23 protein-coding genes and 1 pseudogene are annotated in these 26,782 nt (G+C 67.5%); 15 read left to right on the top strand and 9 right to left on the bottom strand.

Annotated features, from left to right (window positions below; translation table 11 throughout):
- Nucleotides 1–245: 245 nt before the first annotated feature.
- Genes JWP83_RS06785 through JWP83_RS06795 form a run of 3 tightly spaced genes read right to left on the bottom strand, consistent with a single transcriptional unit; the run spans nt 246 to nt 2,122 of the window.
- A complete protein-coding gene (locus tag JWP83_RS06785; RefSeq protein WP_297727609.1) occupies nt 246–563 on the bottom strand; it encodes a hypothetical protein in 318 nt (105 codons plus the stop codon).
- Nucleotides 560–1,042 carry a hypothetical protein gene (locus tag JWP83_RS06790; RefSeq protein WP_297727612.1) on the bottom strand — a complete coding sequence of 161 codons (483 nt, stop codon included), beginning with the start codon at nt 1,040–1,042 and terminating at the stop codon, nt 560–562. Before JWP83_RS06790 ends, JWP83_RS06785 begins: the two co-directional genes overlap by 4 nt.
- Before the next feature lie 54 nt (nt 1,043–1,096).
- Nucleotides 1,097–2,122 (bottom strand): aldo/keto reductase, encoded by a 1,026-nt coding sequence (locus tag JWP83_RS06795; RefSeq protein ID WP_297727615.1) that lies wholly within the window; start codon nt 2,120–2,122, stop codon nt 1,097–1,099.
- Between the two features lie 311 nt (nt 2,123–2,433).
- Here JWP83_RS06795 and JWP83_RS06800 point away from each other — a divergent pair, with 311 nt between their 5' ends.
- A complete protein-coding gene (locus tag JWP83_RS06800; protein ID WP_297727618.1) occupies nt 2,434–3,273 on the top strand; it encodes a helix-turn-helix transcriptional regulator in 840 nt (279 codons plus the stop codon).
- A 90-nt stretch (nt 3,274–3,363) separates the two neighbouring features.
- Nucleotides 3,364–3,867: a histidine phosphatase family protein gene (locus tag JWP83_RS06805; RefSeq protein WP_297727621.1), complete on the top strand. Its 504-nt coding sequence runs from the start codon at nt 3,364–3,366 to the stop codon at nt 3,865–3,867.
- Between the two features lie 4 nt (nt 3,868–3,871).
- Here JWP83_RS06805 and JWP83_RS06810 read toward each other — a convergent pair whose 3' ends face one another.
- Both JWP83_RS06810 and JWP83_RS06815 read right to left on the bottom strand, forming a co-directional pair.
- A complete protein-coding gene (locus JWP83_RS06810) occupies nt 3,872–4,417 on the bottom strand; it encodes a DUF3558 domain-containing protein (RefSeq protein ID WP_297727625.1) in 546 nt (181 codons plus the stop codon).
- Nucleotides 4,414–4,971, bottom strand: a complete 558-nt coding sequence (locus tag JWP83_RS06815) for a DUF3558 domain-containing protein (protein WP_297727628.1) — start codon at nt 4,969–4,971, stop codon at nt 4,414–4,416. Before JWP83_RS06815 ends, JWP83_RS06810 begins: the two co-directional genes overlap by 4 nt.
- A 165-nt stretch (nt 4,972–5,136) precedes the next feature.
- Here JWP83_RS06815 and JWP83_RS06820 point away from each other — a divergent pair, with 165 nt between their 5' ends.
- The 10 genes and pseudogenes from JWP83_RS06820 to JWP83_RS06865 all read left to right on the top strand — a co-directional run bounded on the left by JWP83_RS06820 (nt 5,137) and on the right by JWP83_RS06865 (nt 17,249).
- Nucleotides 5,137–6,903, top strand: a complete 1,767-nt coding sequence (locus tag JWP83_RS06820; RefSeq protein WP_297727631.1) for an ABC transporter ATP-binding protein — start codon at nt 5,137–5,139, stop codon at nt 6,901–6,903.
- Nucleotides 6,900–8,801, top strand: coding sequence for an ABC transporter ATP-binding protein (locus JWP83_RS06825; protein WP_297727634.1), 1,902 nt, complete (start codon nt 6,900–6,902; stop codon nt 8,799–8,801). The genes JWP83_RS06820 and JWP83_RS06825 overlap by 4 nt, the downstream gene beginning before the upstream one ends.
- A 107-nt stretch (nt 8,802–8,908) precedes the next feature.
- Nucleotides 8,909–9,241, top strand: a complete 333-nt coding sequence (locus JWP83_RS06830; RefSeq protein WP_297727637.1) for a DUF732 domain-containing protein — start codon at nt 8,909–8,911, stop codon at nt 9,239–9,241.
- 87 nt (nt 9,242–9,328) lie between these two features.
- Nucleotides 9,329–10,027: a hypothetical protein gene (locus JWP83_RS06835; protein WP_297727640.1), complete on the top strand. Its 699-nt coding sequence runs from the start codon at nt 9,329–9,331 to the stop codon at nt 10,025–10,027.
- Between the two features lie 170 nt (nt 10,028–10,197).
- On the top strand, nt 10,198–11,346 hold the full coding sequence (locus JWP83_RS06840; protein ID WP_297727644.1) for a BTAD domain-containing putative transcriptional regulator: 1,149 nt from the start codon (nt 10,198–10,200) through the stop codon (nt 11,344–11,346).
- 134 nt (nt 11,347–11,480) lie between these two features.
- Entirely contained in the window at nt 11,481–11,813 is a 333-nt protein-coding gene (locus JWP83_RS06845; RefSeq protein ID WP_297727647.1) for a DUF732 domain-containing protein, read from the top strand.
- 194 nt (nt 11,814–12,007) lie between these two features.
- Nucleotides 12,008–12,703: a hypothetical protein gene (locus JWP83_RS06850; RefSeq protein WP_297727650.1), complete on the top strand. Its 696-nt coding sequence runs from the start codon at nt 12,008–12,010 to the stop codon at nt 12,701–12,703.
- Nucleotides 12,704–12,841: 138 nt separating this feature from the next.
- Complete coding sequence (locus JWP83_RS06855) at nt 12,842–14,584, top strand: serine/threonine-protein kinase (RefSeq protein ID WP_297727653.1); 1,743 nt, start codon at nt 12,842–12,844, stop codon at nt 14,582–14,584.
- A 35-nt stretch (nt 14,585–14,619) separates the two neighbouring features.
- Nucleotides 14,620–15,213 (top strand): annotated as a pseudogene (locus JWP83_RS06860) (class I SAM-dependent methyltransferase).
- Nucleotides 15,214–15,329: 116 nt separating this feature from the next.
- Nucleotides 15,330–17,249, top strand: a complete 1,920-nt coding sequence (locus tag JWP83_RS06865) for a sensor domain-containing protein (RefSeq protein WP_297727656.1) — start codon at nt 15,330–15,332, stop codon at nt 17,247–17,249.
- A gap of 27 nt (nt 17,250–17,276) precedes the next feature.
- Here JWP83_RS06865 and JWP83_RS06870 read toward each other — a convergent pair whose 3' ends face one another.
- From JWP83_RS06870 to JWP83_RS06880, 3 genes are all read right to left on the bottom strand, one after another.
- Nucleotides 17,277–17,849: a hypothetical protein gene (locus JWP83_RS06870; RefSeq protein WP_367185588.1), complete on the bottom strand. Its 573-nt coding sequence runs from the start codon at nt 17,847–17,849 to the stop codon at nt 17,277–17,279.
- Nucleotides 17,850–18,157: 308 nt separating this feature from the next.
- On the bottom strand, nt 18,158–19,300 hold the full coding sequence (locus tag JWP83_RS06875; RefSeq protein ID WP_297727663.1) for an adenylate cyclase regulatory domain-containing protein: 1,143 nt from the start codon (nt 19,298–19,300) through the stop codon (nt 18,158–18,160).
- 40 nt (nt 19,301–19,340) lie between these two features.
- Nucleotides 19,341–20,732 (bottom strand): amidase, encoded by a 1,392-nt coding sequence (locus JWP83_RS06880; RefSeq protein ID WP_297727666.1) that lies wholly within the window; start codon nt 20,730–20,732, stop codon nt 19,341–19,343.
- Between the two features lie 47 nt (nt 20,733–20,779).
- Here JWP83_RS06880 and JWP83_RS06885 point away from each other — a divergent pair, with 47 nt between their 5' ends.
- The 3 genes from JWP83_RS06885 (at nt 20,780) to JWP83_RS06895 (ending at nt 25,721) form a co-directional block, all read left to right on the top strand.
- Complete coding sequence (locus tag JWP83_RS06885; protein ID WP_297727669.1) at nt 20,780–21,214, top strand: HIT family protein; 435 nt, start codon at nt 20,780–20,782, stop codon at nt 21,212–21,214.
- Nucleotides 21,215–21,218: 4 nt separating this feature from the next.
- Nucleotides 21,219–21,659, top strand: coding sequence for a nitroreductase family deazaflavin-dependent oxidoreductase (locus JWP83_RS06890; protein WP_297727671.1), 441 nt, complete (start codon nt 21,219–21,221; stop codon nt 21,657–21,659).
- A gap of 150 nt (nt 21,660–21,809) precedes the next feature.
- Nucleotides 21,810–25,721, top strand: coding sequence for a bifunctional diguanylate cyclase/phosphodiesterase (locus JWP83_RS06895; protein ID WP_297727674.1), 3,912 nt, complete (start codon nt 21,810–21,812; stop codon nt 25,719–25,721).
- Nucleotides 25,722–25,725: 4 nt separating this feature from the next.
- On the opposite strand, the gene JWP83_RS06900 is transcribed toward JWP83_RS06895, so the two are convergent.
- Nucleotides 25,726–26,757, bottom strand: coding sequence for an LLM class flavin-dependent oxidoreductase (locus tag JWP83_RS06900; protein ID WP_297727678.1), 1,032 nt, complete (start codon nt 26,755–26,757; stop codon nt 25,726–25,728).
- Between the last annotated feature and the right edge of the window lie 25 nt (nt 26,758–26,782).

Raw genomic sequence — 26,782 nt, forward strand, 5'->3', positions numbered from 1 at the left:
AGTTTGCCAAATGCTGCCTCGGCTGGCCTGGCACTTCCCATTAGTCAGGGAAGCTGTCGCCTGTTCTGGCGACAGGCGATGGCGCTTCGCCCGCTATTGGCCCGGATGACGCACCGTTTTGTCATGCGCATGGGACGGGCTGCTTTCCGTCTTGGGCATGGTGGTGATGGTGACCGATGATGATCCTGCTGTCTTGAAATCTGTCCGACTCTGGCCTGCTTTCCAGATCCATCTGACGGTTCAACTCAAACTGCCGTGGTTGGGCCCCTTCCGTCGACACCGTCGCGTGCCGCGTCGTCAGTACCGTGCAGCATGAGGCAAGTCGCGTCCCCAACGATCGTGTTTCCCTGCTGGGCTGTGATCCGTCGAGTTGCTACGAGTGTCGCGATGCCTTGCATACAGGCCGCGAAGAGCAACTTTACTCGAGACGAGTCGGTGTCTGCGAAGTAGCCCGCTGAACGCCCGCGGTCAATCACCGCATCAAAGGTGGCAAAGAGTCGCTCCGCAGCATCGCGGACCTGTTCAGGTGGATCGTCGACCTTGGCGGCAAACATCAGGCTCATGAGAGCCGCGTCGCTGACCGCTCGCCTCCGACGGGCCTGAACTCGATGTCAGGGAAGGCGGTGATGATGTTGTGGCAGAATCGATATGGAATGACGCCCTGGGGATGCCAGGGGATGTAGGGATCCAACCCGATGACCCCGATCGTCGCCGCACCCAGACCTTGCGTGATCAACGTTTCGGCGAGTTCATCTGAATTCCGTCCAATGCGAATGCTTTTCGCCGAAACCCAGCAGTCATCTCCACGCCGACCGCCTTCCATCCGATCGAGTACGTATAGCGGCATCGGCAGGAACGCGATGGGTTCGCCCTGCCTGGGCATCAGGACCGTCGTGCCGGGCCGATCGTTGGTGAACCACGTGTCGAAGTTGAACTGCGAGGCGCCGGCGTCCTCATGTTCGCCGTAAACCAGCAGCGCATCCAAACCGTGACGCCTCATGAAGCCCCGCGCCAGGTTCCACCGGCGGTCGCGCTCGGCCACCGAGAACGTGGGTACGCAGTTCCCAAAAAGTTGATCTAACATGAGTTTTCGCGATCACGCCGCCGTGGATTGGATTCTAGGCCGGCGGCGCAAGGCCGGCTCTAGCAGCGCCGGGGGCCGATAGGCCATGTCGAGTGTTCCGACATCGGTACCCGGGGCAACGATGTCGTCGATCCGATCGAGGATTTCGTCGGTCAGGATGACCTCGGCACCGGCGAGCAGATCCTCGAGGTGATCCATGGTGCGCGGGCCGATGATGGCGCTGCTCACCGCGGGATGCGCAATGGCGAACGCGATCGCAATGTGTCGCAGCGCCAGCCCCGATTCCTCGGCCAGCACAGTCAACTGTTCCACAGCGTCAAGCCGGCGTTCGTCCCTGAGATGCTTGAAGAATGCCGCGCGGCGCAGGTCAGTCTGCTGCCCCTTGCGGATGCGGCCGGTGAGCAACCCCTGCGCGAGCGGGCTCCACACCAAGGTGCCCATCCCATAGCGCTGCGCCACCGGCAGAACCTCAGCCTCGATGCCGCGGTCGAGAATCGAGTACGGGGGTTGTTCGTTGCGGAACCGTTCCAGTCCGCGTCTTTCGGCGACCCACTGGGCCTCGACCATATCCGACGCGGGCATCGTCGAGGAGCCGATGGCCCGGACCTTGCCGCTACGCACCAGATCCGACAGCACCGACAGCGTCTCCTCGATGTCAGTGTCGGGGTCGGGCCGGTGGATCTGGTAGAGGTCGACGTAATCGGTCTGCAAGCGGCGCAGCGACTTCTCGACCGATGCCGTAATCCACAGCCTGGAGTTGCCGCGCTGAACGGGCTCCTCCCCCATCACACGATGGACTTTGGTCGCCAGGATGACGTCGTCGCGTCGGCCCTTGAGCGCCTTACCGACGATCTGTTCGGACTCGCCGGCAGAGTACGCCGGAGCGGTGTCGATGACGTTGATCCCGGCATCCAATGCCCGATGGACAATGCGGATGCACTCGCTGTCATCTGGGTTGCCCATCGACCCGAACATCATGGCGCCCAACGCGTACGGGCTGACCTTGATGCCCGTTCGGCCCAGTGTGCGGTACCGCATAGCGATTCTCCTGGTTCTTCATGCTTCTGGTTCGTTGTGTTTTTTCGTTGCGCCGCATAGTTCTGCGGGTCGCATCGTGTTGCGGCAGGGCGGTTCTCGCGTGGCCGGGGTAGGACGCGCGGATGACGGCGTCAGGTCACCCGCCGCGCGGTCAGTGTGGACAGCCGCTTCATTGAGTGCCGGCTGGTGGAATTTCTCGCTTGCTTTGCATGAGGTCAGTCTGCGTCGAATACGACGGGGCAACGAGGACGCGTTCAACCGAGGACTGCGAGTCCCTGGCTAAGCACAGATGTCCTGGCCACAATGGGTGAATGGACTGTGTCGCGCTGGCCGAGTTTCTGCGGCGCCGCCGTGAGGTGATCAGTCCCTCGGACATGGGATTGTCGCCAGGCCAGCGTCGCCGCACCACAGGCCTGCGCCGCGAGGAAGTGGCCCAGTTGACCGGCATGTCAGTCGATTACTACAGCCGCCTGGAGCAGGCGCGCAGCACGCAGCCGTCACCGCAGATGGTGCGCGCCCTCGCCCGCGCGCTTCGCCTCACCGAGGACGAAACCGACCATCTCTTCCGACTGGCCGGTCACGCCGTTCCCGACCGCCCGTGGCATTGCCTTCACGTGCGGCCCGCCCTACTGTTCCTGCTCGACCAGTTGCGCGATGCGGCCGCCTTCGTATGCTCAGATACCGAGATCCTGCTCGCCCAGAACGACATGGCCAAGCTGCTGATGGGCGACTTGGGCGACGGCGATACGGGGCTTCAAGCCAGCATGTGCTGGCGTTGGTTCACCGACCCACGCTCGCGTGACACGATCCCGGCAGACGAACGCAGCCAACACAGCCGCAGCCGGGTCGCGGATCTGCGGGCGGCGTGGGCTCGCCGGCCCAACGATCCCGATATGCGTGAACTCGTAGACGGGCTGCTGAAGCACAGCCCCGAATTCGCCGAGTTGTGGACTCGTCACGAGGTGGCAGTACGGCGCATGCACCGCAAGACCTTCCTCACACAGGTCGGTCCCATCACTTTGGATTGCGAAGTGCTCGCAACCATGGACGGCCAGCGGCTAGTGGTGCTCACGCCACCTGCTGGCACCTCGGGCATGGACAAGCTGCGCTTGCTCGGCGTGGTGGGTCGCCAATCCCTTGCTAAAAGTTGAGTCTTCCACCGTCCCGAAAAACTCCTCCGCCACGACGGGGACGCCCACGACAGGTAGCCCTTTGGTACCGCACTGATTAACGTGACTCCGGTGAATCATCAACGCACCTTGCTCTTGATGCGTCACGCGAAATCCGATTACCCGGCCGGCGTCGCCGACCACGAGAGGCCCTTGGCGCCGCGCGGCATCCGGGAAGCCGGGCTGGCCGGTGACTGGCTACGCGCCAATGTGCCCACCATCGACGGTGTGCTGTGCTCCACGGCGACGCGTGCCCGCCAGACCCTGGCGAGAAGCGGTATCGATGCGCCCGTGCGGTATAGCGAACGGCTCTACGGCGCCACTCCGGGCACGATGATCGACGAGATAAGCGAGACCGCCGACGCCGTCGCCACCCTGCTCGTCATCGGGCACGAGCCGACGATGTCGGAGTTGGCCCTCACGCTGGCCGACGACGACGGCACGGATACGGCTGTCGTGGAACGCATTTCGACGAAATTCCCGACCTCGGCGATCGCGGTGCTGACGGTGCCCGGCGCGTGGACGGGGCTGGAACCGCGCCGGGCCGCGCTGACCGGTTTCGAAGTCCCCCGCTGAGCCGCTACGAGTTGGTGGCCAGCGTCAGCTCCATGAGCTTGATGGCCTGCCCGCAGGCGTCGATGCCGGGCGCCTGGGGGTTGACCCACCAGCCGACCACCCCCGCGGCGTTGCTCGCCACCCCGCAGGCCCCGTTCGGGTCGTCCGGGCGCATCACGATCGAATCGATCCCCGCGATCGAGCGGTTCTCGACCTTGTATTTCAGGAATTCGGCCACCTTGCGCTCGTTGCTCAGGCTGCCCTGCTCGAACCAGAACCGGGTGATGTCGATCAGACCGGCCGGGTTGGCCGCCTGCCACCGGCAGATCGCGCCGACGAACGTGCTCTGAATGTCAAGCGGATCGGCGCCCACCGTCTTGGCCAGGATGTCGCTGGTCAACACCTCGCATTCCTTGAGCAGGTTCGGATACTGCTGCTGCGAGTTGTTGTTGCGCGGGACGTTGCCGCCCGCCTTGACGGCGGTGCCCCCGACCGACTTCGAACAACCGGTCAACACCAACACCGCGGCGAGCGCCACGGCCACGCCGGCACGAACGGTTCGTCTGCTCATTTGGAGTTCGCAATCGACTGACGGGCGAGTTCCTTCGCTATGTCGCACGGCGGCGGGAACGGCTTTTGACTGAAGCTGACCGACCATTCGATGAAGTCGTCCTGGAACTGGATGCCCACCTCGCACAGCGAGTCGCCCAGGTTGGGCTCGTTACCGATGGCGATGAAGCCGCCGTGGCCGTTGATGTTGATGTCGTCGACGCTGGCGCGCGACAGCTCCTCGGTCTTTCGTTCGCGGCCAATCGGGCTGCCGCGATACCAGGAAAAGGAGAAGTGCGGGCCGAGGATCCCGCCGCCCGCCAGCCACTGGCATCCGACGGAATTCCGGGCGGTGTTCACCAGCCCCGTCACCTTGGTCAGGTCCGACACGGTCTGATCGCCGATGCCGCCGCACTGCGGGAACATCGGCCCGTGCTGGCCCTCCCCGTTGCCCGGCGTCGACGATGCCGTCGCTCCCGGTTTGTTGTCGCCGGAACTCGAGCACCCCGCAATCGTCGGGATCAGAATCGCCAAGGCCGACGTGGCGAGAGCCAGCGCCCTCGCGCTACGCCCCACCGATACCCTGCCTTCGCCGCCGAGCCTTCTTCTGGTCCACACGATGCACTGTAGCGGCAGCCCATAAGCACAACCACCGATGAGGCACCTGAGCAGGAGTTTCAGCGTCCGCACCGCGCGGCGGTGCTGACGACTGTGATCCCCGCCGTGTGCGACAGTTACCAAATGCTCCTGGCACTGCTGCGCCAGTACATCCGGCCGTACCGGGGGCTGGTCGCGGTGCTGATGGTGCTCCAGATGACCAGCACCCTGGCGTCGCTGTACCTGCCCACGGTCAACGCCGCGATCATCGATGAGGGCGTGGCCAAGGGCGACACCGCCACCATCGTCAGGCTCGGCATGGTGATGCTCTCGGTCACCGGGCTGCAGGTGTTGTGCGCGGTCGGGGCCGTCTACTTCGGCTCGCGGACGGGCATGGGCTTCGGCCGCGACCTGCGCTGGGCGATCTTCGAACACGTCACCACCTTCTCCGAGCGCGAGAGCGACCGGTTCGGCGCGCCAACCCTGTTGACGCGCAGCACCAACGACGTCCGGCAGATCCAATACCTGGTTCAAATCAGCGGCACCGTTCTGATCAGCGCGCCGATCATGTGCGTGGGCGGAATCCTCATGGCCATCCACCAGGAGGCCGCGTTGACCTGGCTGCTGCTGGTCAGCGTTCCGGTCATGGCCGTGACCAACTACTTCGTCATGTCGCGCATGCTGCCCTTGCTGCGCCGAATGCAGGGCCTGATCGACGGCATCAACCGGGTGGTGCGCGATCAGCTGTCCGGTGTCCGGGTGGTCCGGGCGTTCGCCCGCGAGGGCTTCGAGCGCGACCGGTTTGCCCGCGCCAACACCGCGCTGTCGAACACGGCGCTGACCGCGGGCAACTTGCAAGCGCTCATGCTGCCGCTGACCACGCTGACCATCAACGTGTCCAGCGTCGCGCTGATTTGGTTCGGTGGCCTGCGGATCGATCGGGGCCAGATGCAGGTGGGTTCGCTGACCGCCTTCCTTGTGTACTTCACCCAGATCCTGATGGCGGTGTTGATGGCCACGATGACGCTGGTGGTGCTGCCGCGCGCGTCGGTGTGCGCCGAACGCATCACGGAGGTGCTCAACACCCGCGCCGCCGTCCAGGACCCGCCGAACCCCAGGTTCCCGCGGACCGGGATCACCGGCGTCGTGCGCCTGGACGGCGCCACCTTCACCTACCCGGGCGCCGATCGACCGGTGCTGCAGGATATTTCGTTCACCGCGCTGCCCGGCACCACCACCGCCATCGTCGGCAGCACCGGTTCGGGCAAGTCGACGCTGGTGTCCCTGATCTGCCGGCTCTACGACGTGACCTCGGGCGCCGTGCTGGTCGACGACGTCGACGTCCGCGACTACCACACCGAGCGGCTCTGGTCGGCGATCGGGCTGGTGCCCCAGCGGGGCTACCTCTTCTCCGGGACCGTCGCGGACAATTTGGGTATCGGCGCGGGCCCCAACCAGGTGGTGACGGCCGAGGAGATGTGGGAAGCGTTGCGCGTGGCCGACGCCGACGGATTCGTGCGGGCCCACGATGACGGGCTGCAAATGCGCGTCGCCCAAGGCGGAATCAACTTTTCCGGTGGTCAGCGGCAGCGGCTGGCGATCGCGCGGGCCGTCATCCGCCGGCCCACCGTCTACCTTTTCGACGACGCGTTCGCCGCGCTCGACGTGCATACCGACGCACGGGTGCGCGCGTCGCTGGCCCAGACGTCCGGCGATGCCACGATCATCGTTGTCACCCAGCGCGTTTCGACCGCGGCCCTGGCCGACCAGGTGATCGTCGTCGACGACGGGAGCCTGGTGGGCGCGGGCACCCACGAATCGCTGCTGGCCGACTGCGCCACCTATGCGGAATTCGCCGACTCGCAGTCGGTGGGCGCCGTGCGATCCGGTCAAGTGGGGGGCACGCAATGACCGTGGCGACCACGCGTGGCGCGGCCACCGCTCCGGCGGGGCGGTCCCGCGACTTCTGGGGTTCGGCGACCCGGCTGGTGAAACGGCTTGCGCCGCAACGGCGGCTGAGCATCGCGGTGATCACGCTGGGCATCACCGGCACGGCGATCGGGGTCGTCGTCCCGCGGATCCTGGGCCACGCGACCGACCTGCTGTTCAACGGCGTCATCGGGCGAAGGCTTCCCGCCGGAATCAGCAAGGCACAGGCCGTCGCCGCGGCCCGCGCCCGCGGCGACAACGCCTTCGCCGAGCTGCTCTCCGGGATGAACGTGGTGCCGGGCCGCGGCGTGGACTTCGGGGCGGTGGCCCGAACGCTGGCGCTGGCGCTGTTCCTGTATGTTATTGCTGCGCTGCTGATTTGGGCGCAGGCCCGGCTGCTCAATGTCACCGTGCAGCGCACCATGGTCGCGCTGCGTTCCGACGTCGAGGACAAGATCCACCGGCTGCCGCTGTCCTACTTCGACGGGCGCCAGCGCGGTGAGCTGTTGAGCCGGGTCACCAACGATATCGACAACGTCCAATCGTCGCTGTCGATGACGATCAGCCAGCTGCTGACATCGGTCCTGACCGTGGTGGCCGTGCTGGCGATGATGGTGTCCATCTCCCCGCTGTTGGCGGGAATCACGTTGCTGGCCGTGCCGATCTCGCTGCTGGCGACGCGGGCGATCGCGCGACGTTCGCAGCGCCTGTTCGTGGCCCAGTGGAGAAGCACCGGACGCCTCAACGCCCACATCGAGGAGACCTACAGCGGGTTCACGGTGGTCAGGACCTTCGGCCACCAGGCCGCGGCGCGCGAGCAGTTCCGCCGCTTCAACGACGACGTCTACCGGGCCAGTTTCGGCGCCCAGTTCTTCTCCGGCCTGGTGGCTCCGGCGACCGGGTTCGTCGGCAACGTCGGCTACGCGGCGGTCGCCGTGGTCGGGGGCCTGCAGGTGGCCACCGGGCAGATCACGCTCGGCAGCATCCAGGCCTTCATCCAATACGTCCGGCAGTTCAACGCGCCGGTGAGCCAGGTGGCCGGGATGTACAACACCCTGCAATCCGGGGTGGCCAGCGCCGAGCGGGTGTTCGACCTGCTCGACGAGCCCGAGGAGCCGCCGGACCCCGAACGAACACAACCCTATGCCCAGGGCCCAGGGGGCGGCGGCCGCGTCGAGTTTCAGCACGTGACCTTCGCGTATCGGCCGGGCACGCCGGTGATCCACGACCTGTCCCTGGTGGCCGAGCCGGGCAGCACGGTGGCGATCGTCGGGCCGACCGGGGCGGGCAAGACCACCATGGTGAACCTGCTCATGCGGTTCTACGACGTCGATTCCGGTCGAATATTGATCGACGGGGTCGACATCACCACCGTGAGCAGGCAGTCACTGCGATCGCGAATCGGCATGGTGCTGCAGGACACCTGGCTGTTCGATGGGACGATCGCGGAGAACATCGCCTATGGGCGCCCGGAGGCCACCGAAGACGAGGTGGTCGAGGCCGCCAGGGCGGCGTATGTGGACCGGTTCGTGCATACCCTGCCGGCCGGCTACCAGACCCGGGTCAGCGGCGACGGCGCCAACATCAGCGCCGGCGAGAAGCAACTCATCACCATCGCCCGCGCATTCCTTGCCCGGCCGCAGCTGTTGATCCTGGACGAGGCGACCAGCTCCGTGGACACCCGCACCGAGGCCCTCGTTCAGCGCGCCATGCGCGAGCTTCGCCAGAGTCGAACGAGTTTCATTATCGCGCATCGCCTTTCGACGATCCGCGACGCCGACCGCATCCTCGTGGTGGAGGCCGGCCGCGTCGTCGAACAAGGAAGCCACGCCCAACTGCTGGCGCGGCGCGGCGCCTACTACGCGATGACTCAGGCGTAGCCGCAACGGAATAGCCCGCATTCCAAGAATGTGTTGAGGATCCCTCAAGGGTCCGGCCGGAAGCTTGGCACATCCAAGGCCGAACCCAGGAGCAAAGGAGCTCAACAATGTTCACACACCGCATCACCGCAGCCGTTGCCACCGCTCTCGGCACCGTCGCCGTCGGGCTCGCAGTCGCGAGCGCCGGCACCGCCGGGGCGATCACCGCCGAGGGCAACTCCGTCGCCCCGATGACGAGCCAGGCCACCTCCTTCCGCACCGACCAAGAAGCCATCCAGGCAGGCCACCAGGTGTGCGCGGAGCTGGCCGCCGGCAAAAGCAAGGCGGCCGTCGCGCTTCAGCTGATGAGCCAGGCGAGGCTGTCTCCCAGGCAGGCGGGCTACTTCGTGGCCGCCGCCACCAAGTTCTACTGCCCGCAATTCGCCGGACGGGCCGCGTAGCCAACCACCAACCGCGATGGGGGATTCCGTGACCGGGATCCCCCATCCGCAGCCAGCCGCCGCAAAGCGAAACGATGAGGACCGACCATGAAGGCCAACCAGATCGCCACCGTTGCCAAGACAATCGCCTTCGCCGTGGTCGCCGGTGCCGTCGCGCTCGGTGTGGCCGCCCCGGCCAATGCGGCCTCGGAGGTGATGTACGGCGACCCGGTTGCCGCCGGCATGTACTGGCACCAGCAGCAGTACGACGACTGCGTCCTCATGTCGAGCGCCGACGTCATCGGTCAGATAACCGGTGCGGCGCCCTCGGAGGCGGCCATCATCGAAAAGGCCCACTCGACTCCGAGCGTCGTCCACGCGGGCCCGATCTACACCAAGCCGGCCGACGCCGACAACCCCAATTCGGGGGCGGGCGCCAGCGTGGAGGACGTCCCCGCGTTGCTCGCTCAATACCGGGTCGCCGCCGTCGTCGTCGACAGGGACCACACCGCAGTACGCGGCATCCGCCCGGGCATCGCGGGGCTCAAGCAGGCGCTGGGTGGCGGCCACAAGGTGATCATCAGCGTCAACGCCGAACTCATCTGGCACGAGCCCGTCGACGAGAAGGACAAGAGCGGCAATCCCGTGTCCGACCACGCGGTGGTGGTGACCGGTGTCGACGCCACCCACGGCATCGTTCACCTCAACGACAGCGGCATCTCCGGGGGGCGCGACGAGCAGGTCCCCATGGAGCTCTTCGTCAAAGCGTGGGACACCAGCGACGAGCTGATGGTGGTGACGCTTTAGCGCGTGTTCCGGTGCAGCTTAATCTGATTCGCGCAGGCCATCCAAGATCACGTTGGCGGGACCCGCATTTCCGCGACGCGAGCATTCGCCAGGTTGTTACCGAATTTGCCAAGTTCGTATCACAATCACTACAAGACACCTCATTGACATGCGAGAGGGTGTTACGCGCGATGGTGGACAAACGTCTCGAGTTCGGTCTGCTCGGGCCGCTGGAAATGAGCGTTGACGGCGCCCTGGTGCCCCCGGGCACCCCCAAACAGCGGGCCGTGCTGGCCATGCTGTTGATGAACCGCAACAGTCCGGTTGGCGTCGACAGGCTCATCACGGCCCTGTGGGCAGACTCGCCGCCTTCGGGGGCCAGGGCCAGCATTCACTCCTACGTGTCCAATCTGCGAAAGCTGCTCAGCGCGGTCGGGTTAGACCCACGAGTGGTGCTGGCCGCGGCGCCTCCGGGCTACCGCCTCAGCATTCCCGACAACGCTTGCGACATCGGGCGATTCATCGCCGAGAAGACCGCGGGCGTGCACGCGGCCGCCGCCTCCCGGTTCGAACAGGCCGGCAAGCACCTGTCTGCGGCACTGACGGAATGGCGCGGGCCGGTCCTCGAGGACCTGCGCGACTTTCAGTTCGTCGACACCTTCGCCACCTCCCTCGTCGAGGAGAAGATTCTCGTCCACACGGCGAAGGCGGAGGCCGAAATCGCTTGCGGACGCGCCTTTTCCGTGATCACCGAGCTCGAAGCTCTGACCGCGGAGCATCCCTACCGCGAGCCGCTGTGGGCGCAGTTGATCACGGCCTACTACCTCACCGACCGTCAATCCGACGCGCTGGGCGCCTACCGCCGCGTGAAGAAAACGCTCGCCGAGGACCTGGGGATCGACCCGGGCCCCAATCTGCGTGCCCTCAACGAACGGATCCTGCGCCAGGAGCCGTTGGACGTCAAGAAGATCGCCGTGACCACCGCCGCCGTCACCCAGACGGTCATGGATCAGCACACCAGGGTGTCCGAGCGGAACGCTGTCGCGTATCTGCGCGAAGCCTCGGGGCAAAGCCATCCGCTGCGCGAGGCGGCGACCCGCATCGGGCGCCTCAGCGATAGCGACATCGTCCTGGACACCCCCAAGGTCAGCCGCCACCATGCCGTCATCGTCGACACGGGCACCAGCTGGGTCATCAACGACCTGCGGTCCTCAAACGGCGTGCAGGTGCAGCACGAGCGCATCCGCTCGGCGACCCCGCTGCACGACGGCGACCACATCCGCATCGGTGAGCACGAGTTCACGTTCGAGATCGTCGCGGGGAACAACGGCGAAGGCTAGGCGCGACTGTAGCGGGCCGTTGCCGTGACTTGAAGGTCGCCAAGAAGTTATCAAGAAGTCGTTGAGAATCCTCCAAGGGTTCGGCCCGAAGCTGAGCACATCCAGGGCCGAACCACCAGCAAAGGATCACAACAATGTTTTCTCCCCGCATCACCGCGGCCGTCACCACCGCCATCGGCGCAGCCGCCGTAGGACTCGCGGTCGCCACCGCCGGCGCCGCCGGGGCCAGCACCGCCGACGACACCTTCATCACCGATATGAGGGGCATGGGCGTCACCTTCACCTCGCCGCAGGAGGCCATCAAGGAAGGTCACCAGGTGTGCAAGGAGCTGGCCGCCGGCAAGACCGGCACGGACGTCGCCACGGAGGTGCTGAGCCAGACGGACCTGACAACCAAACAGGCCGCCTACTTCGTCGTCGACGCGGCCCAGGCCTACTGCCCGCAGTTGTCCAGCCGGCTGACCTAGTCAAGCCGCCCACCCGAATGGGGGATCCCGACAACGGGGTCCCCCATTCTTCGTTGCGGCCTCGAAAATGCCTGCCGGACAGCGGATTAGAAGTGCGCGAGATACTCCAAGGATTCGTTGAGATAACGAGAAGGTCGACATCGGAACCTTTTCTCAACCAAACCGCAACAAAGCGGAACGAAAAAAGGAAAACCGTGAAGACCAAGATCGCAAACATCGCCAAGACCGCCACCTTCGCAGTGGTGGCCGGCGCCGTCGCGTTGGGAGTGGCCGGACCGGCCGGCGCCGCTTCGGGCGCGACCTACGGCGACCCCGACGCTGCCGCCCGGTGGTGGCGCCACCAGAAATACGACGACTGCGTGCTGATGGCCAGCGCCGACGCAATCGGCGAGATGACCGGCAAAGAGCCCTCGGAGGAGGCCATCATCAAGAAGGCCCAATCGACGCCGAGCGTCGCTCATCCCGGCACGATCTACACCAAGCCCGCCGACACCAAACACCCGAATTCGGGCATGGGCACCGAATTCGCGGACGTCCCGACGCTGATGGCGCAGTACAAGGTCGACGCCGTCGTCACCAACAGGAAGCACGCTGACGAAGACGGCATTCCCGGCGGCATCGGGGGAATCGAGCAGGAACTGGGCACCGGCCACAAGGTGATCGTCAGTGTCAACGCCGAGCTCATCTGGAACGTGCCCGTCGACACGAAGGACAAAAACGGCAACCCCGTCGGTGACCACGCCGTGGTGGTGACGGGTGTCGACACCGCCTACGGCATCGTCCATCTCAACGACAGCGGTAATCCCAAGGGCCGCGACGAGCAAATCCCGATGGCGCTCTTCCTCAAGGCGTGGGACACCAGCAACGAGCTGATGGTCGTCACCACCTGATGCGTTAACCGAGGGCCCATCGAGTCGGGGTAGCCATGCGGCGCGAGTGCCCCGGGTCGGCTGCCCGCCGTTTGTATGCGGCCGGTCGGGTCGGAAGGTGTTGATATGGTCGGCGGGTCGGGTTGGTTTGGAGGGTCGATGAGCGGGGCGCCGGGCTCGCGGGTGGGGTCGATGTTCGGACCCTATGAGCTCAAACGGGCCCTTGGCCACGGCGGGATGGGCGAGGTCTACGAGGCCGAACACACCGTCAAGGGGTGGACCGTGGCGCTCAAGCTGATGTCGGAATCCGTCAGCAGCGATCCGGTGTTCCGCGAGCGGATGAGGCGCGAAGCCCGCATCACCGGCCGGTTGCAGGAACCCCACGTGGTGCCCATCCACGACTACGGTGAAATCGACGGGCAAATGTATTTGGAGATGCGCCTCATCGAGGGCACGGATCTCGACACTTTGCTCAAACGATTCGGTTCGCTGAGCGCGCCGCGCGCGGTGGCCATCATCACCCAGATCGCCTCCGCCCTGGACGCGGCGCACGCCGCGGGGGTGACGCACCGCGACGTCAAACCGCCCAACATCCTGGTCACCCGCGACGACTTCGGCTACCTGGTCGACTTCGGCATCGCCAGCGCCAAGACCGACGAGAAGCTGACCCAGCTGGGCACCGCGGTGGGCACCTGGAAATACATGGCGCCCGAACGGTTTTCCAGCGACGAAGTGGACCATCGCGCCGACATTTACTCGCTGGCGTGTGTGCTGTACGAATGCTTGACCGGGTCTCCGCCCTACTCGTCGGACAGCGCCGGCGTACTGGTCAGCGCCCACCTGTTGGAGCCCATCCCCCAGCCCAGCACGAAACGTTCGGGTATTCCGCGCGCCTTCGACCCGGTGATCGCCCGCGGCATGGCGAAAAAGCCGCAAGACCGCTATGCCAGCGCCGGTGATCTGGCCCGCGCCGCCCACGAGGCGCTCACGAATCCGGATCAGACCCAGGCCGTCAACATCCTGCGCCACGGCGAGGAGTCCACCCTGCCGGGACTGAGGGGACCGAAAGGCACTCTCGCACCCGTCCCGCCCCCGCCCGCCGCACCGCCGCCCTCGCCGGCCGGGCGCCCCGCTCCCGACAGCGGGCCCATCCACCGCTCGGGCCCACCCGCGCCGAATCCCCCGCACCATCAACCGCCGTGGGCCGGTCCGCCACCACAGTTCGCCGGCCCGGCGCCCTTCGGCCAGGGGCACCCGCCCGCACCACCGCGCAAACGCAACCCGTGGGCCATCGTCGCCGGCGCGGCCGCCGCCGTCGTCGTGCTCGTCATCGCCGCCATCGGCATCTCGATGGCCGTCGGACACGACGACAGCGAAACCCCCAATGCCGCCAGCACTACCACGGCCACCACCACTACGACCACGAGAACAACGACCAGCGCGACCTCCCCATCGCTTTCCAGCCCACCGCCCGGCGCGGCGAACCGGCTGCTCGGCGTGCTGCCCGCCGGCTATCCGCCCGGCACGTGCAAACCGGAGGGCCAACCGATGCCGGGCGCGATCGTCTCGGTCATGTGCGGACAAAACACCGATCCCAACGGCCCCGCCGTCGGGGAATACGGGCTGTTCGCCGGTCTCAAAGCGCTGCAGGACGCCTTCACCGGCTACTTGGAGGTCGACGCGACCGTTAAGTGCCCCGGGGACAAGGCTTCACCGGGCACCTGGTGGCACAACAAAGACCCGAACACCATCCTCGGTCAAATCGCGTGCGGGACCTACAAGGGCGATGAGCCGCAAGTGATGTGGACGAACCAGCAGACCATGGTGTTCGCGGTCGTCGGCGGAAATCCGCAGGGACCGAACCTCGATCAGCTGTACAAGTGGTGGGCAGCCCACTCGTGACGCTGAAGTGGGACCACAACGCCTATTACCAGCGCGTGTTGCTGAAGCAGCTGGCGCGGCCTTGCGGGCGGGTGCTCGACGTCGGTTGTGGCGCGGGAGCATTCGCGGCGCGACTGGCCGGCCGCGCCGAGCATGTCGACGCGGTCGACAAGTCGGCGGCGATGATCGAGGCGGCCTAGCGGCGCGCACCGGCCAACGTCACCTGCGTCCTCGCCGACGTGCTGGAACTGCCCCTGCCCGCGGATCACTACGACGCGATCGTGTCGATCACGGCGTTGCACCATGTGCCGCTCGCCGACGCCCTGCGGCGCCTGGCGCCGGCGTTGCGCCCGGGCGGTGTGCTGGCCGCGGTGGTGCTGCCGCGGTCGGACCTGCCCCGCGAGGCGGCCACCGAAATCGTTGCCGCGGCGGCTAATCGGGCGTTCGGCGCGACATTCGCCGCGCTGACGATGACCGGCCGTGGCCGCTGGTACGGGGTGGATCCCACCAATGAGGCGATGCCGAAAGTTTTCGACCCGCCGCTGACCAACCGGCAGGCCCGCGAAGTCGCGGCAGGGACCCTGCCGGGCGTCCGGGTCCGTCGGCTTGTGTTTTGGCGTTACCTCCTGCTGTGGCGCTCGCCGGGGTGACAATGTCTACGTTGTCCTGCAATGGGACATTGCTGAGTCGGGGCTCGCGGCTGGCCGCTCGGGGCGGAGGGTGTTGGTATGGTCGGCGGGTCCGGGGTTGGTTTGGAGGGTCAGGGATGAGCGACGCGCAGGCCTCACGGGTGGGCTCGATGTTTGGGCCCTATCACCTAAAACGGCTGCTGGGCCGCGGTGGGATGGGCGAGGTCTACGAAGCCGAGCACACGGTCAAGGAGTGGACGGTCGCCGTCAAGCTGATGTCGGACACGTTCAGCAAAGACCCCGTGTTTCGCGAGCGGATGAAGCGCGAAGCCCGCATCGCCGGGCGTTTGCAGGAACCCCACGTGGTGCCCATCCACGACTACGGCGAAATCGATGGGCAGATGTACATGGAGATGCGCCTGATCGAGGGCGTCGACCTGGACACCCTGCTCAAACGGTTCGGGCCGCTGACCCCGCCGCGCGCGGTGGCCATCATCACCCAGATCGCCTCGGCCCTGGACGCCGCCCACGCGGCTGGGGTGATGCATCGCGACGTCAAACCGCCCAACATCCTGGTCACCCGCGACGACTTCGCCTACCTGGTCGACTTCGGCATCGCCAGCGCGACCACCGACGAAAAGCTGACCCAACTCGGCACGGCGGTGGGCACCTGGAAATACATGGCGCCGGAACGGTTTTCCAACGACGAGGTCACCTACCGCGCCGACATCTACGCGCTGGCCTGTGTGCTGCACGAGGCCCTGACCGGATCGCCGCCCTATCGCGCCGACAGCGCCAGCACCCTGGTCACCGCCCACCTGCTGGAACCCATCCCGAAGCCCAGCGCGGTTCGCTCCGGCGTCCCCAAGGCCTTCGACACGGTGATCGCCCGCGGCATGGCCAAAAAACCCGAAGACCGCTACGCCAGCGCCGGCGATCTGGCCCTGGCCGCCCACGAGGCCCTCAGCGACCCCGACCAAGACCATGCCGCCAACATCGTGCGCCGCAGCCAGGAAGCCACCCTGCCCGCGACCGCCGAGGCCAGCACCGCCGATGTCCCCGGGCCCACTCTGGCGGCCGCCCCCATAGCCCCACCGCAACCGCAGGTCACCACCCCACCCCCGGCGCCCGTGCAGGGTTCGCCCGCGCCCTACCCCGCGGCCTCCTACCCCGCGGGGCCCAGTTCCGGTCCGATGCCGCAGGCCGGCCAGACCCCCCGGCCGTGGGCCCCCGACAGCGGCCCCATGCCGGCCGCGGGCCAATCCGGCCCGCCGTACTACCAGGGCGGCAGCGGTAACTGGGGCGGCCCGCCACCACAATTCACCGGCCCGGCGCCCGCGGCGTGGAATCAGCCGCCGTCCAAGCCCAAACGCAACCCGTGGCCCATCGTGGCCGCGGTCGCCGTCGTGGTTGTCCTCATCGTCGGCGGGGTGGGGGTTTGGCTGGTCCTCAAGCCCAAACCGGCGCCGCCGCCCCCGGATCCCGTGCCGCCCGACCGGCTCAGCGCCCTGCTGCTGGATCCGTCGGGCGTCAACACCGTCATGGGCTCCTCCGAAATGACGCCCGGCAAGCCCATCACGTCGATGGACTCCTCCTCGGTGACGCTGTCGTTGCCGAACTGCCAGGCGGCGCTCTATACCAGCCAGGACCCGGTGTACGCGGGCACCGGCTACACCGGAGTGAGCGGGCTGGTGTCCTCCGAACCGGGGGACAACTACGACCACTGGGTCAACCAAGCCGTCGTGGCATTTCCGTCCGCCGACAAAGCCAAGGCGTTCCTGCAGACTGCGTCGGACAAGTGGAAGGGCTGCGCCGGCAAGACGGTGACGGTGACGAACAAGAGCAAGACGTATAGGTGGACGTTCGCTCAACTCAACGGCGGCCCGCCCAGGGTCACCATGATGGACACCCAGGAAGGCGCCGACGGCTGGGAGTGCCAGCGCGCGATGGGCGTGGCGAACAACGTCGTCGTCGACGTCAACGCGTGCGGTTACCACATCACCGATCAGGGCGGGCAGATCATAGACAAGATCCTCGCCAAGGTCGGCAACGAATAGCGCGCCATCCCTACGGGGTAATGCGGCTTACGCCTGGAGGTCGGGCCCCTCGGCACGCAGATCGTCGACGGCCGACATGGCGTCACGCAGCTTGGCCAGCCATTCCTCGGTGTGCTCGCCGACCAGCTTGACCGTCCACGCGAGTGCGTCGGCGCGAGACCGCGCGACGCCGGCGTCGACCAGTGTGTCGAGCACCTGGCGCTCGGGCTGCTTCAAGCGCGTCATCACCGGTACGGCGATGTGGGTGAACAGGATTCGCTCTGTCCCGACTTCCACGCCCCAGGAAACCTTGCGCCCGTAGCGATCCTGCGCTTCATCGGCGATGCGCATTCGCTCGGAACGGGTTTCCTCGCGGAACCGCGAGACCCGACCTTCCGCGCGGGCCTCGCTCTCTTCTGTTCCGGCGCCCTCGGGCTCGGCCAGCTTTCCGATGACGGTGATCTCTTCGCGGTCGACGATGACCGTGGGATCGCCGTCGAACCAGGCTTCCGGTAGGCGTCCGGCGAACCATTCCGCCGCGCCGCTCGCGTCGGGCTGCTGGGCCTGCTGCCAGCCCCCGGGGCGGCCGTACCGCCGCCCGTGTGTGTGGTGGGTCTTCATGATTACATGATTACACCGTTGCATGTGTAATGGAATTGCGTTCGCCGGGGGCGAACGATCAGAGCCGTCGACCGTGGGGCCTATAGACGAATTCACGGCAATAGCGGTGCGCAGGGCCCACACTGGGCGCGCTTGGGTAAACCCGTTGATATGCGCTGTTCGGCGTTGTATTTTTGGTAGCGAAGCAGGCCCGGAAGCGACCGATTCGAAGCGCTGGGAAACGGGGTAGGAAACCAGCCGCGTACGACCTAAGTGTCAAACGCCCCCTAGAGTCGCCCGGGCCTGCCCATGTCTTGCGAAGGTCGGAATCAACCCCCAAGAGCGTCCGGGCCGCGGCGGATCCGGAAGAGTTTGACCTCGTTCTTGATGCCCTTGAGGCGGCGTGCACCCGCGAACGACCCGTGGAACTCCGTGTTCTCGCCGAGGGCCTCCCAAAACGAATCCGCGGCCAGCACGGTGCCCGGGCGAGCCACAGCGGTGACCCGGCTTGCCATGTTGACCGGGCTGCCGAACCAGTCGCCGGCCCGGCTTACCGCCATGCCGGAGGCCACCCCCGCCCGTAGCCGCGGGAAGTCGTTGTCGGTGTCGACGGTCTCCACCAGCTTCAGCACCACGTCGAGCATGGGCAGGGGATCGGGACAGACGAACATCACCGCGTCGCCGATCGTCTTGATGAACCGCACCGGCGGGACGGTCATGTCGCGGGCGAGGTGGGCCAGCCGGTTGGCCAGGTGGCCCAGCTCCTCGGCCGATACCACTTCGCCGATCCGGGTGAAGCCGACGAGGTCGGCGAAGGCGACGGTGATTTGGCGCGCGCCCGGAAGCGGCTTGCCCGCGGCGCGCTCCGCGGCGTTGACGGCTTCGGTCTCCATCATGTGGCGCAGCTGCATGAACAGCATGTGCTGGATCATCGGGCCGAGCATCGGCGCGATTTCGCTCACCAACGCCTTCGACGCCTTGGCGATTTCCAGCTCGGTGGCTCCGGGGCGCATGATCGCCGAGAGGGCGGTGTAGCGCATGACCTCGGCCGCGCGGGACAGACCTTCGGCGAGCACCCGGACCACGAGCACCAGCTGCTCGGGGTCGAGGCCCAGCTCGACGAACCGCTGGGTGAAGGCGGCGGCTTCGCCGTCGGCGCGCATGTGGACGACCGCGTCGGGGTCATCCACCCGGACCAAGCCTATGGCGCGCTGCACCCGCTGCAGCAACGCGAGGTCGACGCCGTAGGTCTCGCTGATCTCCCGGGTGGACACGTAGCTGCCGTCGTCGCCGATGAGGTGGCGGGTGGCCAGCAGCAGTGGCGGGTTGGTGGTCCGGATCTCGTCGGCGGTGATGCCCTGACCCAGCAGCCACTTCACGAGTTCTGCCCGCTCGGTGCGCGCGGCGCCCTCGAGCCCCTCGAGCAGATGGTCGATGTTCGGGTCGGCGTCGGCCACTCGGTCAACGTACAACGCGGCCAAGCCATGCTGTTGGCGTGACGCCGATGGGGTGCTATGACACCGGCGGTCGCCGGTGCGCCCACGGCCTCGCGGCCTCGATCTGCGCCGACAGCGACAGCAGGGTCGCCTCGTCGTACGGCCGGCCGACGAGCTGCACGGCGATCGGCAGGCCGTCGCCGTCGAAGTCCCACGGCACGGCCGCGGCGGGCTGTCCGGTCAGATTCCAGATCGGGAAATACGGAACTTGCTGCGCCACGAGCAGCAGCGTCGAGACGCCGCCGCGGCGCCGGTAGGCGCCGACGCGGGAGGGGCCCGTCGCGTTGCCCGGCGTGACGACGACGTCGACGTCGTCGAAGATCGACTGAATCCGGGCGCTCACCGCCGGCTCCGCCGCACGGATCGCATCCATCTTCCGGTCTGAGAAAAGCGCGCCGGCGCGCGCCAGGTTGCGGGTGCGCGCTTCGAGGCGTTCGGGATGAGCCTGCGCGTCGGCGTCGTCGCTGATGCCGCGCAGAAAGCGGGGGAGATAGCTCGTGAGGATCGCCGCCGGCGGGTACTCGGGGTCACGGGTGATGACCTCATGCCCCAGATCGCGCAGCAATGCGCCGGCCTCGTGAACGGCGGCCAGCTGCGCCTTGCCGACCCGGACGGGCACTGGCATAGGGCCCTTGGTGCTCAAGGCAATTCGCAGCCGGCCGGGCTGGCGCGCCGCGGCGGCCACGAACTCGCCTTCGGGACCCGGCAGCGTCGAGGTCGCGTCCAGGAAGAACGCGGCGTCCCGCACCGACCGGGCGATCGGGCCGTTGACACTCAGCCCGTACCACGCCTCGTCGTGCGGCTCCAACGACACCCGATCGCGCTGCGGTTTGAGGCCGAACAGCCCACACCAACTCGACGGGATGCGAATCGAGCCACCGCCGTCGGATCCCAGTGCCAGCGGCGCGAGCCCGGCTGCCACCGCCGCGGCGCTACCGCCGCTGCTGCCACCCGGCGTGCGCGTGAGGTTCCACGGGTTGCGGGTTGCCCCGAACGTCAGCGACTCGGTAAAGGGAAAGATCATCAGCTCGGGCACATTGGTCTTGCCCATGATCACCGCGCCGGCGCCGCGCAGCCGGTGGACCGCCTCCGCGTCGGACGTCACCGCGGGGCGGTGCCCGCCGCTGCCGTACGTCGTCACCTCGCCGGCGACGTCCACGTCGTCCTTGATCGCGATCGGCACCCCGAGCAGCGGCAGCCGCTCCCCCGCGTCGAGGCGGTCCTGGGCCATCGCGGCCTCGTAACGCGCGCTGTCGGACAGCACCACGCGGTAACAGCGCAGCTCGCTGTCCAGCCGCGCGATCCGTTCCAGATAGATTTCGAGCAGCTCCGGCGCGGTTAGTTCACCGTCGGCCAGCATCCGTGCCTGTTCGGCCGCGCCGGCGAAGGCCACGTCGCGAGCGTCCACTGCGGCAGCGTATCCCGTGGATCGCGGCGGCCAGTACCGTGGGCGACATGTCCTGCGTGTTCTGCGCGATCGCCGCCGGCGAGGCCCCGGCTCACCGGATCTACGAAGACGACGGCTACCTGGCGATCCTCGACATCCGCCCGTTCACCCGCGGTCACACGCTGGTGATCCCCAAACGACACACCGTCGATCTCACCGACACCCCGCCGCAGACGCTGGCCGACATGGTCACCATCGGCCAGCGGATCGCGCGCGCCGCACGCGCCACGGAGCTGGCCGACGCGACGAACATCGCGATCAACGACGGCCGGCCCGCCTTCCAGACGGTGCTGCACATCCACCTGCACGTGCTGCCGCGGCGCAACGGCGACAAGCTTTCGGTGGCCAAGGGGATGCTGCTGCGCCGGGACCCGGACCGGGAGGCCACCGCGCAGATCCTGCGGGAGGCCGTGGTCCGCACCGACGCCAGTCAGTCAGACTGAGCCCATGACTCCGCTAGCGCAATTCGTGCTCGTGCCGTTCCTGCGCCTGCACGACACGATCTATGGCAAGACCGACGGCAGGATCGGTCACCGGATACCGGGGATGCCGCCCAGCCTGCTGCTCCACACGATCGGCGCGAAGACCGGTCAGCAGCGCACGACGGCTTTGACCTATGCGAAGGACGGCGACTCGTACGTGTTCGTCGCCTCCAAGGGTGGGGACGAGCACCACCCGGGGTGGTATCACAACCTGCGCAAACAGCCCGACGGCGAGATCAACGTCGGCCCGAAGCGCATCCCGGTGACGGCGCGGCGGGTGGTGCCCGACGACTCCGACTATGCGCGCCTGTGGGAACTGGTCAACAAGAACAACGCCAACCGCTACAGCGGCTACCAGGCCAGGACGTCGCGGCCCATCCCGGTAGTTGTACTGACGCCGCGTTGAATATCGCCAGGTAGTCCCGGATGGCCGCGCGGCGGATTATCCTCCTGTAGCGCGGTGAAGCTTTTCACCTGTTCACCGCCGGGATCGGCTGGAGCAGCTATGACACGCTGGGCGGGAAATCCGTGGCGGCGGTTCGGGCTGTCCGCACGCATGGGTTGGCTCGTCGTCGGCGTTTACGGCGTCGCGGCGGTGCTGGTCATAGCCTCGTCGGTGTACGGGTGGAGGACCGCCTACGCGACCCGGCCGGTCGACCAGGTCGTGATGGCCCTGTGCCTGTTGTTCGCCGCCGCGTGCGCCGGCTACGCGGCTCGTTTCTCGACGGGGCGCCGCAGATTCGGATGGCTGGCGCTGGTGATCGGCCTCCTGGGCTGGGCGATGGGTGAGGTCCTCTGGTCGGTGTACTACGTGCGCCCGGAAATCGAGCACGCCACGCACCCCGCCGTGGCCGAGGCCGTGCTCAGTTTGTGGCCGATCGGCGCCGTGGTGTCGCTGACGCTGTTGTCCCACCTGTCCCGCCACAGCCCGCGGCGGCTGGTGCTGGACGGTCTCATCGTGGCGACCTCGCTGTTCGTCATCTCGTGGGTGCTCGTCCTGGACAAACAGCTGCGCGAAAACAGCGGCTCGAGGCTCGCCACGCTCGAGGAGGTCTTCGTCGACGTCGTTCTCCTGACGACGGCGATCCTGATGCTGTCCCGGATTCGCTCCAACGACCTGTCCAGCCGGGGCCTGCTCGCCGGCGGCATCGCGACCATCGCCGTCGCCGACATCGCGATAGTTTTTCAGACGGGGGTGGGCACCTATCACCTGGGCGACCTGACCGACCTGGGGCGAGTGGCCGGCTTCGGGCTGCTCGCGCTGGCCGGCCTGTCCAGCGTGCACGAGAGCGCCACGGCGGAGTCACGGACCGAGATCCTGTCCCCCGCGCTGCTGTGGCTGCCCTACCTGCCGCTGATGCTGGCCGCCGCGGTCGGCGTGGGGCAGGCGGTGAGCCTGATGGCGCACGGGCCGATGCTCGCCGCGCTGGGCATCCTCGTCGCCGCGGTGCTCACCCGGCAGTTCATCGTGCTCGTCGAAAACCAGGGACTGCTGTCCGAGGTCGCGCGGGAAGCGTTCCGCGACAGCCTGACCGGCCTGGCCAATCGGGCGCACTTCCTCCATCGCCTGGAACACGCCGTCGACCGGCAACGTCGCGAAGGCGGGCCGATCGCGGTGTTGTGCCTGGACCTCGACAACTTCAAATCGGTCAACGACGCCCTGGGTCATCCGGCCGGCGACGAGCTCCTGGTCCGGGTCGCCGGCCGGCTCACCGCCGCCCTGGGCGACACCGGTACCGTCGCGCGCCTCGGAGGCGACGAATTCGCCGTCCTCATCGAGGCTTCGCTCGAAGAATCGCAGGAGACGGCTCACCGGGTGCTCGACGCGTTCGGCACGGCGATCGTGATCGACGGTGTTCCCATCGAGGTCAGACCCAGCATCGGCTTCACGGTGGCCGCCGCCGCGTCGAATTGCACCGTCGACCAGCTCCTCCAGCACGCGGACTTGGCCATGTATGCCGCCAAACGCGAAGGCGGTCAATGCATTCGGGGCTTCGTGCCGGATCTGCCCTTCCCCTTTGCCTTCCCGCAGCTGGCCGAGTCGGCGGAGTCGTCATCGGCGGGGGTGGACCGGATCGCCACCTCGGCCCCGGCGGGCGCCTTCGGCAAGGAGACGAAGCTGGCCCGGTCGCTGGCGCCGATCGCCGCGGCCGCGACGTCACCCCGGGACCGAACTCATGACACCCCGGACGGCATTCGGTGGCCTCCGACGTCGATTCGGATCGCCTTGGCGGCGTTGGGGATTGGCGTGGCCACGTTCGCCGTGACGAGTGTGATCGACCCCGATGCCGCTCGCAACGCGTTCTTCGCCAAATCCCTGTATCCCGCCTTGAACCTGTCGGCCGCGGCGCTGATCGCCGTTCGCGCCTATCGCGTCACGGCCGACCGCCTCGCTTGGGCCTTGATCGCGGCCGGCATGGCGGTGTCGGCGATGGGTGACATCGTCTACGCCATGTGGGTGGCCAATGGCCAGTCCCCATCGGCGGCCGATCCGGAATACCTGGCGTTTTACCCGCTCCTCTATGCCGGGCTGCTGCTGCTCATGCGGTCACGGCTGAAGTCGGTGCCGCTACCGATCCGGCTCGATTCCCTGGTGTGCGCCTTGGCCGCGGCCGCGGTGGGCGTGGCGCTACGGGCGGGGCCCATCCACGCGGCCGCCGTCCGCGCGCCGGCGACCGTGCTGGTGGGACTGGTCTACCCGTGGGGCGACCTGGTCCTGTTGGCCCTGACCGCCGGCATGCTGCCGATCCTGGGCTGGCGCAACCGCTGGGGCCTGCTCGTGGTGGGGTTCATTGCCTTTGCCGTCGCGGACACGGCGTATCTCTTCGAGACCGCCGAAGGCGCATACCGGGTCGGTACCACGCTCGACGCCCTCTGGCCCGCCGCGTCGCTGCTGGTGGCCATGGCCAGCTGGGCGCCGTGGTCGTCGACGCCGCCCCCGCCGAGACGCGGACTCGGCTCCTACGCCGTGCCGGTGGCGTGCACCGTCGTGGCGCTCGGCGTCGTCGTGAGCCACAACTCAAGGCTGGCAACGACTCTCGCCGCGCTGAGCCTGATCGCGGTCGCCGCGCGATTCTCGGCGACCTTCCGCGACGTCAGCATTCTGGCCGAAAGCCATAAGCAGGCCATGACCGACGAGCTGACAAGCCTGCCTAATCGGCGGTCGCTGGCGACCGCGCTGACGGGGCTGTCCGACTCGGCGCCGCCGGGGCCCATGTCGGTCCCCGGGGCGCCGTCGCGCCGGGCGCTGCTGTTGCTGCACCTGTATGAGTTCGACGAGATCAACGACTCCCTCGGCCGCCACTTCGGCGATGAGCTGTTGTGCCACATCGCGAACCGGCTTGCGCACTGCGTGCGCCGCGAGGATCTGCTTGCGCGGGTGAGCGACGACGAATTCGCGATCCTGCTCGCCGAAGGGTCCGACCTCATCGCCGCGCGCGCCCAGGCGGGCCGGTTGCTCGAAGCCCTGAGCGAGCCGTTCGCGCTCGATCCGATGACCTTGCAGGTCGATGCCCGCATCGCCATCGCACTCTGCCCCGACCACTGTGACCATCACCAGGCGCTGCTCAATCGCGCCGAAGCGGCGATCCCACATGCGAAATCCGCCGTCAGCAAGATCGCGGTCTACGACTCGGCGTTCGAGTTGTACCGCGACAACGACCCCAACCTCGTCGAGGAACTGCGCTCCGCGCTCGTCGACGACGACCAGCTGACGGTGCACTACCAGCCGAAGATCAACGCGAGCGACGGCAGCGTGCACAGCGTCGAGGCGCTGCTGCGCTGGCAGCATCCCAGCCGCGGGTTGCTGCTACCGGAGGAATTCCTGGCCGCGGCCGAACGCGCGGGGCTGATGCGCAAGGTGGCCAACCGCACCATCAACCTCGCCCTCGAGCAGATCCGGTCCTGGCACGACCAGGGCATGCCGCTGACCGTCGCGGTGAACCTCTCGACCACGAACCTGCTTGACCTGGACCTGGTCAGCACGATCGAGCGGCTGCTGCAAACGCACGGCCTGACTCCCGACTCCCTGATCGTCGAAATCACCGAAAGCGCCCTCGTCGACTCGGCGCGGTCCCGCAACACCGTCGCCGCGCTGCAGCGCCTCGGGGTGCGCATCTCGCTCGACGACTACGGCACCGGATGGTCGTCGCTGGCGCGGCTGCAGGACGTCTCGGTCGACGAGTTGAAACTCGACCGGATCTTCGTGGCGCGCCTGGCCCAGGATCCGCGTTCGGTCGCGATCGTGCGGTCCACGGTTGCGTTGGCCCGCAGCCTGGGCGCCGACCTGGTGGGCGAGGGGGTCGAAGACGAGGTCACCCTGCGCGCGCTGCGGCGATACGGGTGCACCATCACCCAGGGCTTCGTGCACAGCCCGCCGTTGCCGCCCGATGACCTGCGCGACTGGATCGCCCGCTACGCGCCCAGCACCAAAGCGAGCCAATCGGAGCAGGCGGGCGTGACCGACTGATCGGTCAGAAGAGCTCTTTGGCCAGCAGCTCCAGCGTCGCCACCCGCGCGGGCGCGGTGGCGGGGTCGGTGCCGAGGTGGGCCGAGGCGACCGGGTGCACCATCACCTCGTCGACGTCGAACCGTGAGGCAAGCGCCCGCAGCTGTTCAGCTGCCTCGGCGGGGGTGCCGAGGACGGCCCGTCGCAACCCGCTTTCAACGATGCGCTGCTGTTCGGGGCCGAGCTGCGCGACTTCAGCCTCCTCGACCAGCGGCACCGGCCCGAGCGGCTGCCCGGTGCGCAGCCGCGCCATCATCTGCAGGTTGGGCAGCATCAACGCCGTTGCCTCGTCGCGGGTTTCGGCCACCGCGGCGTTGACGGTCAGGAACGTCACCGGCTCGGGCGTCAGGGCGCTCGGCTTGAACCGGGAGCGGTAGACCTCGAGCGCCTCTTCGGTGCCCTGGCCGGAGAAGTGGTGCGCGAAGACGTACGGCAGCCCCTTGGCCGCGGCCAGCTGCGCCGAGTACATCGACGAGCCCAGCAGCCACAGGCGCGGTTCGCCGGCCGCGGCGGGGGTGGCCTTGAGCCGGTAGTCCCCCGAGCGCAGCGGTACCACCACGCCGCGCGCGCTCATCAGCGCGGCCACGTCGTCGAGGTATTCCGGGAAGTTCTCGATGTCGCGATCGTCGCGACCGCCGCGCAGGGCGTACGACGTGACCGGGTCGGAGCCGGGCGCGCGGCCGATGCCCAGGTCGATCCGTCCCGGGGCGGCCGCTTCCAGCAGCGCGAACTGCTCGGCCACCGCCAGCGGCGCGTGGTTGGGCAGCATCACACCGCCCGACCCCAGCCGCAGCTGCGAGGTCTGCGCGGCCAGATACGCGATCAGGACCGGCGGGCTAGTGGCGCCCACGGACGGCATGTTGTGGTGTTCGGCGACCCAGTAGCGGGTGTAACCGAGCCGGTCGGCCGTCTGCGCGAGCTGCACGGTGGCCGCCAGCGCGTCCGCGGTGGTCTGGTCGGTGCGCACCGGGACGAGGTCAAGCACTGAAAGTTGCACGATGGGGTCAACGCCTTTTCGCGTG

The organism is Mycobacterium sp., assembly GCF_025965855.1.
Classification (GTDB): Bacteria; Actinomycetota; Actinomycetes; order Mycobacteriales; family Mycobacteriaceae; genus Mycobacterium.

What these genes read in the sequence shown, in the direction of transcription:
- JWP83_RS06785 (WP_297727609.1), bottom strand. Translation starts at nt 563, where the DNA reads ATGAGCCTGATGTTTGCCGCCAAGGTCGACGATCCACCTGAACAGGTC.
- JWP83_RS06795 (WP_297727615.1), bottom strand. Translation starts at nt 2,122, where the DNA reads ATGCGGTACCGCACACTGGGCCGAACGGGCATCAAGGTCAGCCCGTAC.
- JWP83_RS06800 (WP_297727618.1), top strand. Translation starts at nt 2,434, where the DNA reads ATGGACTGTGTCGCGCTGGCCGAGTTTCTGCGGCGCCGCCGTGAGGTG.
- JWP83_RS06810 (WP_297727625.1), bottom strand. Translation starts at nt 4,417, where the DNA reads ATGAGCAGACGAACCGTTCGTGCCGGCGTGGCCGTGGCGCTCGCCGCG.
- JWP83_RS06820 (WP_297727631.1), top strand. Translation starts at nt 5,137, where the DNA reads ATGCTCCTGGCACTGCTGCGCCAGTACATCCGGCCGTACCGGGGGCTG.
- JWP83_RS06825 (WP_297727634.1), top strand. Translation starts at nt 6,900, where the DNA reads ATGACCGTGGCGACCACGCGTGGCGCGGCCACCGCTCCGGCGGGGCGG.
- JWP83_RS06830 (WP_297727637.1), top strand. Translation starts at nt 8,909, where the DNA reads ATGTTCACACACCGCATCACCGCAGCCGTTGCCACCGCTCTCGGCACC.
- JWP83_RS06835 (WP_297727640.1), top strand. Translation starts at nt 9,329, where the DNA reads ATGAAGGCCAACCAGATCGCCACCGTTGCCAAGACAATCGCCTTCGCC.
- JWP83_RS06840 (WP_297727644.1), top strand. Translation starts at nt 10,198, where the DNA reads ATGGTGGACAAACGTCTCGAGTTCGGTCTGCTCGGGCCGCTGGAAATG.
- JWP83_RS06845 (WP_297727647.1), top strand. Translation starts at nt 11,481, where the DNA reads ATGTTTTCTCCCCGCATCACCGCGGCCGTCACCACCGCCATCGGCGCA.
- JWP83_RS06855 (WP_297727653.1), top strand. Translation starts at nt 12,842, where the DNA reads ATGAGCGGGGCGCCGGGCTCGCGGGTGGGGTCGATGTTCGGACCCTAT.
- JWP83_RS06865 (WP_297727656.1), top strand. Translation starts at nt 15,330, where the DNA reads ATGAGCGACGCGCAGGCCTCACGGGTGGGCTCGATGTTTGGGCCCTAT.
- JWP83_RS06870 (WP_367185588.1), bottom strand. Translation starts at nt 17,849, where the DNA reads ATGAAGACCCACCACACACACGGGCGGCGGTACGGCCGCCCCGGGGGC.
- JWP83_RS06885 (WP_297727669.1), top strand. Translation starts at nt 20,780, where the DNA reads ATGTCCTGCGTGTTCTGCGCGATCGCCGCCGGCGAGGCCCCGGCTCAC.
- JWP83_RS06890 (WP_297727671.1), top strand. Translation starts at nt 21,219, where the DNA reads ATGACTCCGCTAGCGCAATTCGTGCTCGTGCCGTTCCTGCGCCTGCAC.
- JWP83_RS06895 (WP_297727674.1), top strand. Translation starts at nt 21,810, where the DNA reads ATGGGTTGGCTCGTCGTCGGCGTTTACGGCGTCGCGGCGGTGCTGGTC.